This window comes from Achromobacter sp. ACM02 (genome assembly GCF_014851605.1).
In the GTDB taxonomy this organism is placed as follows: Bacteria; Pseudomonadota; Gammaproteobacteria; order Burkholderiales; family Burkholderiaceae_B; genus Achromobacter; species Achromobacter aegrifaciens.
Genome location: NZ_JACUZY010000002.1, coordinates 600,454 through 612,538, shown reverse-complemented (window position 1 = coordinate 612,538; position 12,085 = coordinate 600,454). Strand labels below are relative to the sequence as shown.

Genomic DNA, 12,085 nt, shown 5'->3' with positions numbered 1-12,085 from the left:
CAGCGCGGCAGAACCAGACCCGCCGCCCGGCAACAACCGGCGGGTTGGGCCGGGCGCAGGCGTCAAAGATCGCCGAGCACGCGGGGGTCGAATCGCCAGCGGTGGTTGCCATTCACGCAGCACACCGCCATTGTCTTCTTATCTCGCTTCGGACCGATTTCCCTGAGCTTCAATTCGCCATCGCATACCGGGCACTGGCCGCCAATCTCCGTATAGAAAACCTCGCCGGCGCGATTGGCCTCCAGGTTGCACATCATGAAAAACCGCGAATAACGCTTGCGTTTCAGGTCATTGCCGGTATCCAGGCTGATGAAACTCAGGAATATCAGGATGAACCACCACGCCGACATCCCCCAGGCGTAGACGCCCAGGGCAGTGATCGCCAAGCCCGCCGCGCCGGCAGCCAACAGCCAGACCGTCTTGACGGGCTTGCCGCGCAGTCGCAGCGGGACAATGTGGTAGCGCTGGAATGCTTCAGCCCAGCTGCCGCGAGAGGCCGCGTCGGCTGGCGGACTGGCGGCGGGCTGCGGATTCGTCACCGCCGGCGGTGTCTCGTTCGCCGCAAAACTGCCGGTGTCCGATGCGAAGATGTTCTTGCTGGGCATGTTGCCCAGCACTCTCGCGCATTCGTCGCATACGCTGTTCTTGCCCTTGTGGGCGGCTCCGCATCTAGAGCAATGCACGCTATCCCCTCGCAGTCGAAACTTTAATCCGGCACCATTATTACCATTATTCTTGGGTTCCCGCCGCAACCCGTCCCGCCAGAAGTCACCCCATGCGCAACCGATCAGACCCATTCGCCCCGCCCCCCAAGCAACGGAACGTCCGCCTCAATTCGCTGCTCTGGATACTGGAACCGCTGGAGCGCGATGCCGGCTACCTGCGCCGCAAGATGTTCGGCTGCGATGCCGCCTACCTGGACGGCCTGCTGTACCTGGTCGCCGCCGATCGCGAGGATCCCTGGAGCGGCCTGCTCGTCTGCACCTCGCAGGAGCGCCACGAGGCGCTGTTGGCGGAGTTCCCCGCCCTGCGCCCGCACCCCGTGCTGGGGAAATGGCTGTACCTGCCCCAGACCGACGAGGACTTCGAGACAATCGCGGCGCGGTTGGCGCAGCTTGCGCTGGCGCGGGATTCGCGGATGGGGGTGGCGCCCAGGCCGCGGTCGCGACGCCGGACCTGATCCGGGCCAGTTGCGGTCAGCAGTTCACCGCGCTTGCGGCGGCACCCGCCAGCTCCACCCTATTCCCGCCCAGCGCCTTGGCCTGATACAGCGCCCGGTCGGCCGCGGCCAGCGCGTCGGCCAAGGGCGGAACCTTGTCCTCGAATTGCGCCAACCCGACGCTGACCGTGGCCGGTATGCCCAGACTGTCGTCCCGGCCGGACACCGTTACGGAAAAGCGTTGCGCCACGGCCGCGCCCAGCACCGTGGCGCGGCGCGCGTCGGGGCCGGACAAGAGCGCGGCGAATTCCTCGCCGCCCAGGCGGGCGAGCAGCACGTCTTCACCCAGCACGCAACGCGCGCTATCGGCGAAGAATTTCAGCACCTGGTCGCCTGCCTGATGGCCATACCTGTCGTTGATGGACTTGAACTGGTCCAGATCGAAGGCCAGCACGGCAACCGGCCCGCGCCCTGCTCCACCCTCGATGATGCGTGCGCCCTGCTCGAAGAACCAGCGGCGATTGCCCAGGCGGGTCAGATAGTCGGTCTGAGATTCCCGCAGCAGTTGGCCGTGGGTCTCTTCGCGGATCAGCTTGAGCAGCGTCATCGGCAGCACGATCGAATACAGCACGCCTTCATACATGGTGAGGGTGCTGGCGGTCAGGTGTATGGCCGGCCCGTGCTCCGCCACCCACCAGGGCAGGATGAAGGCGCGCGCGGCGTAGACCAGTGCGTGGAGGGTTACCGCCGCCGTTGCAATGCGCAGCGGCGTCAACGACCTGAGCGACTGGCACCGCAGCAGTTCCCAAGCGGTCACGCCGCTGACCAACGCGATCGGGAATGCGCTGATGTACTTCCAGACGAGATCCTCCCACTGTGCGCCGGCCGCCAGCCAGATCAGCGCCATGACGACCAGCAAGCCGATGGAAGCGCCCCGATGGCGCCTGCCGCTCAACGAGGCCGCGCCGTTCATGATGAGGAGATAGCCGCTGAGGACGATGAGATTGGCGACGGCCGAGCCCAACGGGCTGGGAAGCCTCGCGCGAAACAGCGCGACAGTGCAGCCCACGGCCAGCGTGGCGAAGCCCGCCGCCAGGATGCGCAATGATCCGCTGCGGCTGGGGTGGGTCCGATGCTCCCAGAACGTCAGGCCTGCACTGGCTAGCAGCGTTCCGATGATGATGAAGTAAAGGGTGAGGAGATCGACGTACATCTTCAACGCGTGGATATCGCGCCGCAGCAATCGCCGCAGCCAGCAAGGATTCTACGTGGGAAATGCGTCATGGAAACATAGCGTAACCCCTGTCACAACTTGGTTGCGCGTCATGCAACACCGGACCGCGCAGCCGTCTCTTCAAACGAAAGAATCCCGTGCAAGTGGCAAATTTGCCACTCATCTACAATCCGTGGCGGTGCCGGTTGCCAACTGCAATCGGGCAGTAGCTCACAGGTAGTAATGACGCGCGCGAAGACACCCGCTTCCAAGAAGAGAAGTCCCCCCAGCAGATCCAAGGCCCGGGCCGGTTCCCGATCCAGCGGCCGCTTCCCCCGATTCCTGAAGGCCCTGCTGTTCTCGTCGCTGGCGAGTTTCGGCGCGGCGACCTATATGCTGAATCCGCAGTGGCGGATTCCGGCGCCGGTGCAGGAAGTCATTGCGCGCCTGGGCTGGCCGCAGCAGCGCGAGCATGCCGCGCCCGCGGCGGTGCCGACCGCGGCGCGGACAGGGGCGCCGGTTCAAACGATGTTTGCCGAATGCCGGCAGTTCTTTCCGCATTCGCGCCCGCCCGAAGTGCCCGGCGGCCAGAAACTGCGGGAGGTGTGCTTTTCGGCCTTCGCCATCCTGCACGACGGGCAGACCAAGACGCCGGTGTTCGTGGCGGAACGCCTGAACCGCCAGATGCTGACCCAGGCCCAGGGGCAGCGCCGCACCGACAAGTTCTACGCCGAGGCGCGCCTGCCGCGCGCTGAACGGGCGGAACTGGACGACTATCGCGGCTCGGGCTATTCGCGCGGGCACATGGCCCCTGCCGGCGACATGTCCAGCCCCGAAGCCATGGCGCAGAGCTTTTCGCTAGCCAATATGGTGCCGCAGGACCAGACGCATAACGGCGGCGCCTGGAGCAGCATCGAGCAAGACACGCGCAAATACGTGATGCGCGCCGCGGGCGACGTGTACGTCTTCACCGGACCGGTCTACGCCGACAAGCCCAAGACCATAGGCGCGGGCGTGGCCGTGCCGACTTACATCTACAAGGTCGTGTATGACGCGACCACGAGGCGTTCATGGGTGCATTGGCAGGCCAACGCCGCCAGCACCAAGGCCGGGCCGCCCATCAGCTACGAGGAATTCGTCAAGCGCACCGGGCTGCGCGTGCTGCCGGCCGGCGGCTGAAGCGCGCGCCAGCCGCTTCAACCATTCAACCGCGGCTCGGACTTGCTAGCGCTCGTAGTACTCCATCTCGATGCGGTCGGCACTCAGGTAGCCGCAGAGATTGGCCGGGAAGCGCGCCCGGCTGCATGCGGCATAGGCGTTTCCGTACAGCACCGCGGTCTGGAGAAAACTGCGGTTGAGCGCCGTGCTGTCGGTCTGGATCGTCCGGGCGAGCTCGGCTTGCAGCTGTACATGCGCGGCACGGATCGGCCGCAGGATTTCCGCCTCGAACTTGCGCGCCACGCGCAATTCCGCCTCCCCTGCCGGCACGCTGGAACGATCGGGGTCATAGGCATCCAGCAGCTCACTCGGCGCCCGGCGCGCGCAGTAGAACGCCTGGTAGTACGAACCCGTGGCAGGCCGCTTCAGGCGGGCTTGCGCCAGATAGACCAGCGACGGCACATGGGCGATCCAGGAAGTCGGATTGGCGCCCGGCCCTTGTTTCACGCCGCTCACGTACACGGCCATGCAGGGGCCGAGCGGCGCCCCCTTGGACCGCAAATAGGCTTGCATCGCGGCGGCATAGCGATCGCTGTAGCGCAGCACGTCCTCGTAGTTGCCGCTGAGGTGGCTGCCTATGATGGCGCCTTGCAATACCGAATTGCAATTTCCGTCGATGGTCTGTCCGTCCTGGCAATAGGCCGCCAGCGCGCGTTTCATGTTGGGCCCCATCGCCTGAAAGCCCTCATCCAGGGCCGCGAAATAGGCGTTGGAAATGGCCCGGGCCTGCTCCGTTCCCAAACCCAGCGGCGCGCCCAAGGTCGAAGACGCCAGCACAGCCGCCATGAGCGACGCGAACAATGACATATCACTACTCCTGTCGGGGGGTGAAAGCCGGCTTACTGGCGTTCGTAATAGTCCACCTCGATGCGGTCGGCGCTGAGGTAGCCGCGGAGATTGGCCGGGAAGCGCGCCCGGCTGCACGCCGAATACGCATTTCCGTAGAGGACCGAGCGTTTGAGCAGGTGACGGCGGCCCGCCACGCGGTCTTGATCGGCGGTCTGCAGGAGTTCCGCGTGCAATTGTTCGCCCGCGGCGCGCAACGGCTGCAGGATCTCCGCCTCGAACTTGCGGGCGACACGCATTTCCGCCTCGCTGGCCGGCACGCTGGAATGCTCAGGGTCGAAGTCTGCGAACAGATTGTTGGGCCCACGGCGCGCGCAGTAGAACGCCTGGTAATAGGAGCCGCCCGCCGGCCGCTTGAGCTTGGTCTGAGCGAAATAGACCAGGGACTGCACAAAAGCGTCCCAGGATGCCGAGATCCTGTACGTGTGTGGGTTCACCACTGCCGCGTTCACGGGCATGCAGGCGCCGGCGGGCAGGCGATTGGCGTTCAGGCGGGCGAGCATGGCCGTTGCGTACCGGTCGCTGTAGCGCAACACAGCCTCGTAGTTGCCGCTGAGGTGACTGCCTATGATGACGCCGTGCACCACCCAGCTGCAGTAGCCTTCGATCGACAGCCCGTCCTGGCAATAGGTTGCCACTGCGCGCTGCATGCCAGGCCCCATCGCCTGAAAACCTTGGTCCAGGGCGCTGTAATAGGCCTTGAGCAAGGCTTCACTCCTTTCCATTCCCGAGCCCTGCTGCGCGCCCACGGTCGAAGACGCCAGCACGGCCGCCATGACCGACGCGAACAATGACATGTCACTTCTCCTGCTGGGTGGCGGACAGCCGGCTGCGGTCGCGCGCGCTCAGCACGGTGTCGGGATAGCGGTAGGCCCAACGACCGTCCTTGCATTGGTAGACGCGCCCGCCGTACACGACGGTCGCCCCTTCGCTGTAATAGTTCAGGTGGGCGGCATCCGAGGGCCGGGTGAAGTACTCGCAGGCCTGGCCGGCGTAGTCGAGCCCGGGGTCCTTGCCCGCGGCCTTGGCTGAAGCCGGAGGGTTCGGCGCGTCGGCAGGCGCATTGCGGGGCTTGTCGCGGCTGGCGGCACCGTTACCCCACGGATTCAGCGCGGGATCGGCGCCATAGCGTTCCTTGATCCGGTCGTGGTTGCGCTGATAGTCGGCCTCCTGCTGCTTCGCCCGCGCCTGGTCCGCCGCGCGCTGCGCATCTTCGTATTGCTGGCGCAGCCGATCCTGCGCGCCCTGGTCAAGCAACGCATCGTCCTGCTGCCCGGAACTGCGCACATAGTCGCTCAACGCCTTTTGCGCTGCATCCAGGGCGGCGCCGGTGTTGCTACGCGAGGAAGATGAGGAGCGTGAGGTGCCTGTGGCCTCAATGGCCTGTCCGGGCCCCGCCTGGGCTCCGACGCCACAACCCGCCAGCACGACAAACGCCATGAGGCGAACCGCGAGCGTGGCCATAGGAAAGCTCCCCGAGCAAGATAGCGCAAACGCCGGCTAGCCTCGGAACGAGCCATGCGGATGGCCTATCCCGGCGCGGCGCTTCCATGATAGATCGCGCCGCCTCGGCCGGAATCAGCCAAAAGGGGGAATCCGCCCTACCCCCGTCGCGCCGCCTCGATGGCCGCGATATCGATCTTGCTCATGGTCATCATCGCGTCGAACGAACGCTTGGCGACCGCGGGATCCGGATCCGAGATCGCTTCGATCAAGGCGCGCGGCGTGATCTGCCACGACAGGCCCCACTTGTCCCGGCACCAGCCGCATTCGCTGGCCTGGCCGCCGTTGCCGATGATGGCGTTCCACAGGCGGTCGGTTTCGGCCTGGTCCTCGGTGGCAATCTGGAAGGAAAAAGCCTCGCTGTGCTTGAAGGCCGGGCCGCCGTTCAAACCCACGCAGGGGACGCCCGCCACGGTGAATTCCACCGTGAGCACATCGCCCTGCTTGCCTGAGGGATAGTCGCCCGGCGCGCGCAGGATCTTGCCCACGGCGCTGTCGGGAAAGGTCTGGGCATAGAACTTCGCGGCTTCCAGGGCATCCTGGTCGTACCAGAGGCAAATGGTGTTTTTGCTGGGCATGCTGGATCTCCTTTTCATGGCGGGCGCGGGATCATCGAGCCAATCGCATACGAGCCGCCGTCATTCCCAGCGACTCCACGAAAAAATTAGCATAGACTTGGGTGTTCTATTTGAGAAACCGCCCCGGCGAAACGTTCGGAAACACAGGCGGTGCCGGCTCCAAGCGGCCGGTCGCGTTGCGGCAATTTTGCAAGCTCCGATTCATTCATTACCCAGGCAAGTTCCATCCGGGAGCCCAATGATGAAGCATGGACTGGCAGTTCTGTCTTTCGCACTCCTGGCGGCCAACGTGCCGCCCGCGCTCGGCGCGCCGCCGGCTCCCGCCGGCAAGACGACGCTGACGCAACCCGCCGCTGACGTCATCATGCACCCCGAGTACGCCAAGACCATCGGCCGCCTGGCGTACGTCTGGGGCTGGCCCATGGTGAACATGCAGAACCGCAACGACCGGATCACCAAGGCGCCCCGCCCCGGCCTGCTGGGCGGCATTCTGCCGGTTGCGCCGCGCGGCCAGGTGGGCATGCTGCACAACTACATCGCGCCGGAGGAAACCTTCGTCACCTGTCCGAATCAGGACGTGGTCTATGGCCTGGGCTTTTTCTCGCTCGACGAAGAACCCGTGATCGCCCAGGTGCCGGATTTCGGCGACCGTTTCTGGGTCTATGCGCTGTATGACCAGCGCACCAACCAGTTCGGCCAGCTGGGCAAGCCCTACATGAGCAAACCCGGCTTCTATCTGCTGGTCGGCCCCAACTGGAAGGGCAAGCGGCCCGCCGGCGTGCAGGCCGTGATCCGCAGCCCGACCGCGCTGGCCAATGCCATTCCGCGCATTTTCATGGATGACACGGAGCAGGACCGCAAGGCCATCCAGGCCAAGATCAACCAGGTGGTGTTCTATCCGTTGAAGGACTTCGACGGCAAGATGAAGACCATGGACTGGAAGGCCACGCCCGACATCCCGAATCCCCAGGCCGACAGCGCCAGCTCGGGAGAAACGCGCTGGGTCGTCCCCGAAACCTTCTTCGACCAGTTCGGCAAGGTGCTGGACACGGTGCCGCCGCTGCCGGGCGAAGAAGCCATGTACGCCCAGTTCCGTTCGGTACTTGCCGCGGCGGCGCGCGACCCTGCGATCAAGGAAGCGCTGCTCCAGGTCGCCAAGGAGACCGAGGAGCAGGTGATCGCGCCGTTCTTCCAGTGGAAGCACAACGGCCGCCCGGCCGGCAACAACTGGAACCGGTCCGCCAACAACGCCCAGACCGGCCTGGATTACTTCAACCGCACGGGCACGGCCAAGTCGAACATGTTCGACAACCGCCCGACCGAAACGCAGTACTTCTATACGGATTTCGATGCGGCCGGCGCCCAGCTCGACGGCAACCAGCGCTACGAAATCACCTTTGCCAAGGGCCAGCTGCCACCCGTCAAGGGCTTCTGGTCGCTGACCCTCTACAACAAGCTGCATCTCTTCAGCCCCAACGAGCTCAAGCGCTATTCGCTGGGCACCAAGAACAAGAACCTCGCGCGCAATGCGGACGGCTCCCTGACCCTCTACGTGGGACCGACCTCCCCGGGGAAAGACAAAGAGACCAATTGGCTGCCGTCGCCAAAGGAACCGTTCTCGCTCTACATACGCGCGTATTGGGGACAACAGGCCATACTCGACGGCAGCTGGAAGCCGCCGCAAGTCAAGAAGATCGAGTGATCTCCTGGACCGGCGCCCCCCGGCGCCGGCCCGCTGCGTCCCTTCCATCCCGTCATGGCATGCGCGGAGCATGTCCGCGTCAGTGATCAGGAGCCCGGTCATGTCTTTCAAACCCAAATCCACCCTGCTGACGGCTGCGCTGCTTGCCGCCCTTGCCGCGGGAGCGGGCGCCGCGCCCGAGCAGGCGGCAATATCCCCGTTGGTCAGGCAAATCAACAATGGCAACTGGCTCGATCAAAAGGAAGCCGAGGGCCTGCGCGACGAGCTCTACTACCAGCGCGCCATCCACGCCTACATGACGATGCTGCCGGCGCTCAATGTCATCGGCATGCGCGATGGTTCCGAGAAGGCGTTCGGCGCAGGCTACAACGTGCTGCCGATCTGGAAGGAGCGCATGGACGCCAAGACCATGGTGCCCACGCCCAATGCCGACGTCATCTATTCCATGAGCTATCTGGACCTGAAGAAGACCGGCCCGCTGGTGGTCAAGGCGCCCCCGAATGTCATCGGCATGTTCACCGACTTCTTCCAGCGCACCATTACCGACGTGGGCGCCATCGGCCCGGACCGCGCGCGCGGCGGCCTGTACCTGCTGCTGCCGCCGGACTATGACGGCCACGTTCCCAGCAGCTACTTCGCCTTCAAGTCGCCGACCTACAACGTGTTCCTGTTCTTCCGCACGGTCATGGCCAAGGGCGACGGCAAACCCGACCCGGGCCCCGCCGTCAAGGCCGCCGAGACCACCCGCGTCTATCCGCTATGGGCGGAGGAAAAGAACATCAAGCCCATGGAGTTTCCGGATGCCAGCGGCAAGCGCGTGGACATGATGTATCCGGTGGACCGCCAGTTCTGGCAAAAGCTCAAGGACTTCGTCGACTACGAGCCCGTGTCCGCCATCGACCCCGAGCTGCGGGGCGTGCTGGCGTCCATCGGCATCGTCAAGGGCCAGCCCTTCGAGCCGACCCAGCGCCAGCAGGAAATGCTGCAGAAAGCCGTGGAGACCGCGCCCAGGATGATATTGGCGCTGCGCCAGTTGGGCCGCGACGACGGGCGCAACCTCTATTACAAGGACCGGCAGTGGGAGCGCGCGTGGGCAGGCGGCACGGCCGAATGGATGCAGGAAAGCTATCTGGACGTGAACCAGCGGGCGGGCTTCTTCCAGTATGCCTATTCGTCGGCGCCGGCAATGGTCATGCGCACGACGGGCGCGGGTTCGAAATACCCTTACACCGCCCGCGATGCCGCCGGGAATTTCCTGCATGGTTCCGGCACCTACAAGCTGAGGCTGCCGCCCGACGCGCCGGCGGCCTTGTTCTGGGCGGTCACGGCCTACAACGTGACCGACGGCACCATGCCGGAAACCAGGCAGCTCATGCCCTCCACCAATGGCTACTACGACATCCCGAAGCAGGCGGACGGCTCGGTGGAAATCTGGTTCGGACCGGAAAAGCCCGAAGGCACGGCGGACGCCGCCTTTATCCAGACCATCCCGGGCCGCGACTTCCTGGTCGCGCTACGGCTGTATGGCGCGGAAGACGCCTTCTACGACCAGACCTGGAAGCCTGACGACATCGTCAAGGTGAAGTAGGAATAGGTTCCCGCCCATGGGCGCGGAAGGCCGGTAGCGGCCTTCCGCGAATTCCGCTATGGCGTCACGATGTTGAACCAGAACGGAAAGTCATCCAGCGCGCCGAACACGTCGGCGAGCTTGGCCTGATCGCCGCTGACCTTGACGTCGCCCTTGGCCATCGCATCCTTCAGCGTGGTCTGCTTCAGCATGATGTTGTTGAGGGTGTCGCGGGTCAGGGACACGCTGGCGCTGGGTTCCTTGGCCTGCCGGCCTTCGGAATGGTTGAGCACGCTGTTGGCCATCTCCAGCATGTACTGCTGCTTCGTGTCGGTGAAGTCCACGTTCAGCACCACGTGCTTGCCTTCGGTCTTCTCGCGGTTCAGGCGCACCGCGAAGTAGTCGAACAGCATGTCCAGCGTCATGGCGCGCACGGTATCCGGGCTGGCGGTGTCCGGCACGGGCAGCTTCTGCACGCCTTCGCGCAGTTCCTTCGCGCCGGTCAGGTAGAAGTTGCGCCATGGGCCGCTCTCGGCCTGGTAGCCCAGCTGCTCCAGCGCATCGGCCTGCAGGCTGCGCGCCTCCTGGTTCTTCGGATCCGCGAACACCGCGTAGTTGACGACCTCGGCGACCCAGCGGTAGTCGCCCTTGGCGTAGTATTCGCGCGCCTTCTTCACCACCGCGTCCACGCCGCCCATCATGTCGACGTAGCGCTTGGCGCCCTCTTCGATGGGCAAAGTGTGCAAGGTGGCGGGATTGCCGTTGAACCAGCCCAGGTAGAGCACGTAGGTCGCGCGGACGTTGTGATTGACGGAGCCGTAATAGCCGCGGTTGGAGAACTTGGTGGCGATGGACTTGGGCAGCTTGACCTGTTCGGCGATCTCTTCCTTGTTGTAGCCCATGTTGGCCAGGCGCAAGGTCTCGTCGTTGATGTAGCGGTACATGTCGCGCTGCAGGCTGAGCTGTTCGCGCACGTCCTTGTTGTTCCAGACCGGCCAGTGGTGCATGGCGTACATCACTTCGACATCGTCGCCCCACAGGTTCAGGGCTTCGTTCAGGTACTTCGACCAGGCCAGGGGGTCACGGATCTTGGCGCCGCGCAGGGAATAGGTGTTGTGCAGCGTGTGGGTGGAGTCCTCGGCCGTGTTGAGCGCCTTCTTCTCCTTGATGTAGTACAGCATCTCGGCAGGCGCTTCGCTGCCGGGCGCGTACAGGAATTCATAGGTCAGGCCGTCGATGGTGCGCTTTTCGCCGGTCTTCTCGATGATGTCGGTGGGCGGAATCAGCGTGACCGTGCCCGCCGAGGTCGTCGTGCCCAGGCCCGCGCCCACCTGCCCGGTCGCGCTGGGCGGCAGCAGATTGCCGTACATATAGCTGGCGCGGCGGCTCATGGCCGTGCCGGCCATCACGTTTTCGGCCACGGCATGTTCCAGGAATCCCAGCGGGGCATAGATCTTGACCTTGCCCGCCTTCACGTCGGCCTCGTCGACCACGCCGCGCACGCCGCCGTAGTGGTCGACGTGGCTGTGGGTGTAGATCACCGCCACGACAGGCTTCTTGGGACGGTGCTTGTAGTAGAGGTCCAATGCGGCCTTGGCCGTTTCCGTGGAGATCAGCGGATCCATGATCGTCAGGCCTTCCTTGCCTTCGACGATGGTCATGTTCGACAGGTCCTGGTTGCGCACCTGATAGATCCCGTCCATCACCTGGAACAGGCCCGAGATATTGATCAGCTGCGCCTGGCGCCACAGGCTGGGATTGACCGTATCGGGCGCATCCGAGCCTTCCTTGATAAAACCGTACTTGTCCGAGTCCCAGACCAGGTTGCCCTCGGCGCCCTTGATCATGCCGGCGGGCAGCGGGGCGATAAAGCCCTTGTGCGCCAATTCGAAGGCCGTCTTGTCCGAGAACGGCAATTCCTTCAGCAAGGCTGCGTTGGCTGCCTTGGTGGGAGCCTCGGCAGGCTTGGAACCATCGGCCGCCCATGCCGGCGCCGCAAGCGCGATGGCCAGCGACGCCCATGCGGCCGGCACTGAACGTGGGCGCCTGGGCGCCAGGCTTTGCTGTGTATGGAAGGCAGTCGCGCGGTGAAGCAGCTTCATGATCACATTCTCCAGACGGGCAGTGAACAAACCGCTCGGATGGGCGGTCCGGCAAGCAATGAGGTCAGGCGAATTGCAGGAGCAAGATCACACTAGCAAGAGCGGCAAAGCGTGATGGGTCCAGCGGCGAACGTAATAAGAAATTACAGGCGTGAACGGCATCACGCGGCGCTATGTTGGCTGTACCGCACAAAGCC

11 protein-coding genes are annotated in these 12,085 nt (G+C 64.5%); 4 read left to right on the top strand and 7 right to left on the bottom strand.

Going from position 1 to position 12,085, the window contains the following annotated elements; genetic code table 11:
- Nucleotides 1-62 precede the first annotated feature (62 nt).
- Nucleotides 63-605: a hypothetical protein gene (locus IB258_RS07655; RefSeq protein ID WP_192352360.1), complete on the bottom strand. Its 543-nt coding sequence runs from the start codon at nt 603-605 to the stop codon at nt 63-65.
- Nucleotides 606-775: 170 nt separating this feature from the next.
- Between IB258_RS07655 and IB258_RS07650 the strand changes: the two genes are divergently transcribed.
- On the top strand, nt 776-1,180 hold the full coding sequence (locus IB258_RS07650; RefSeq protein WP_119451283.1) for a hypothetical protein: 405 nt from the start codon (nt 776-778) through the stop codon (nt 1,178-1,180).
- 16 nt (nt 1,181-1,196) lie between these two features.
- On the opposite strand, the gene IB258_RS07645 is transcribed toward IB258_RS07650, so the two are convergent.
- Nucleotides 1,197-2,372 (bottom strand): diguanylate cyclase, encoded by a 1,176-nt coding sequence (locus IB258_RS07645; protein WP_192352359.1) that lies wholly within the window; start codon nt 2,370-2,372, stop codon nt 1,197-1,199.
- Between the two features lie 243 nt (nt 2,373-2,615).
- Between IB258_RS07645 and IB258_RS07640 the strand changes: the two genes are divergently transcribed.
- The gene (locus IB258_RS07640) at nt 2,616-3,551 is read left to right on the top strand and encodes a DNA/RNA non-specific endonuclease (RefSeq protein WP_192352358.1); all 936 of its coding nucleotides are present in this window, start codon (nt 2,616-2,618) and stop codon (nt 3,549-3,551) included.
- A 45-nt stretch (nt 3,552-3,596) separates the two neighbouring features.
- Here the strand turns inward: IB258_RS07640 and IB258_RS07635 are convergent, their stop codons facing one another.
- The 4 genes from IB258_RS07635 to IB258_RS07620 form a co-directional block, all read right to left on the bottom strand.
- Complete coding sequence (locus IB258_RS07635) at nt 3,597-4,397, bottom strand: hypothetical protein (protein ID WP_192352357.1); 801 nt, start codon at nt 4,395-4,397, stop codon at nt 3,597-3,599.
- A gap of 32 nt (nt 4,398-4,429) precedes the next feature.
- Nucleotides 4,430-5,233 (bottom strand): hypothetical protein, encoded by an 804-nt coding sequence (locus IB258_RS07630; RefSeq protein ID WP_192352356.1) that lies wholly within the window; start codon nt 5,231-5,233, stop codon nt 4,430-4,432.
- Nucleotide 5,234: 1 nt separating this feature from the next.
- A complete protein-coding gene (locus IB258_RS07625; protein ID WP_192352355.1) occupies nt 5,235-5,900 on the bottom strand; it encodes a hypothetical protein in 666 nt (221 codons plus the stop codon).
- A 137-nt stretch (nt 5,901-6,037) separates the two neighbouring features.
- Nucleotides 6,038-6,517 carry a VOC family protein gene (locus IB258_RS07620; protein ID WP_192352354.1) on the bottom strand — a complete coding sequence of 160 codons (480 nt, stop codon included), beginning with the start codon at nt 6,515-6,517 and terminating at the stop codon, nt 6,038-6,040.
- Between the two features lie 241 nt (nt 6,518-6,758).
- On the opposite strand from IB258_RS07620, the gene IB258_RS07615 reads away from it, so the two are divergent.
- The gene (locus IB258_RS07615) at nt 6,759-8,219 is read left to right on the top strand and encodes a DUF1254 domain-containing protein (RefSeq protein WP_192352476.1); all 1,461 of its coding nucleotides are present in this window, start codon (nt 6,759-6,761) and stop codon (nt 8,217-8,219) included.
- A 100-nt stretch (nt 8,220-8,319) separates the two neighbouring features.
- The gene (locus tag IB258_RS07610) at nt 8,320-9,807 is read left to right on the top strand and encodes a DUF1254 domain-containing protein (protein ID WP_192352353.1); all 1,488 of its coding nucleotides are present in this window, start codon (nt 8,320-8,322) and stop codon (nt 9,805-9,807) included.
- Between the two features lie 56 nt (nt 9,808-9,863).
- On the opposite strand, the gene IB258_RS07605 is transcribed toward IB258_RS07610, so the two are convergent.
- Nucleotides 9,864-11,888: an alkyl/aryl-sulfatase gene (locus IB258_RS07605; RefSeq protein ID WP_225590310.1), complete on the bottom strand. Its 2,025-nt coding sequence runs from the start codon at nt 11,886-11,888 to the stop codon at nt 9,864-9,866.
- Nucleotides 11,889-12,085: the final 197 nt, after the last annotated feature.

Coding starts and splice junctions, on each gene's coding strand:
- IB258_RS07655 (WP_192352360.1), bottom strand. CDS start 605: ATGCCCAGCAAGAACATCTTCGCATCGGACACCGGCAGTTTTGCGGCG.
- IB258_RS07650 (WP_119451283.1), top strand. CDS start 776: ATGCGCAACCGATCAGACCCATTCGCCCCGCCCCCCAAGCAACGGAAC.
- IB258_RS07645 (WP_192352359.1), bottom strand. CDS start 2,372: ATGTACGTCGATCTCCTCACCCTTTACTTCATCATCATCGGAACGCTG.
- IB258_RS07640 (WP_192352358.1), top strand. CDS start 2,616: ATGACGCGCGCGAAGACACCCGCTTCCAAGAAGAGAAGTCCCCCCAGC.
- IB258_RS07635 (WP_192352357.1), bottom strand. CDS start 4,397: ATGTCATTGTTCGCGTCGCTCATGGCGGCTGTGCTGGCGTCTTCGACC.
- IB258_RS07630 (WP_192352356.1), bottom strand. CDS start 5,233: ATGTCATTGTTCGCGTCGGTCATGGCGGCCGTGCTGGCGTCTTCGACC.
- IB258_RS07625 (WP_192352355.1), bottom strand. CDS start 5,900: ATGGCCACGCTCGCGGTTCGCCTCATGGCGTTTGTCGTGCTGGCGGGT.
- IB258_RS07620 (WP_192352354.1), bottom strand. CDS start 6,517: ATGCCCAGCAAAAACACCATTTGCCTCTGGTACGACCAGGATGCCCTG.
- IB258_RS07615 (WP_192352476.1), top strand. CDS start 6,759: ATGAAGCATGGACTGGCAGTTCTGTCTTTCGCACTCCTGGCGGCCAAC.
- IB258_RS07610 (WP_192352353.1), top strand. CDS start 8,320: ATGTCTTTCAAACCCAAATCCACCCTGCTGACGGCTGCGCTGCTTGCC.
- IB258_RS07605 (WP_225590310.1), bottom strand. CDS start 11,888: ATGAAGCTGCTTCACCGCGCGACTGCCTTCCATACACAGCAAAGCCTG.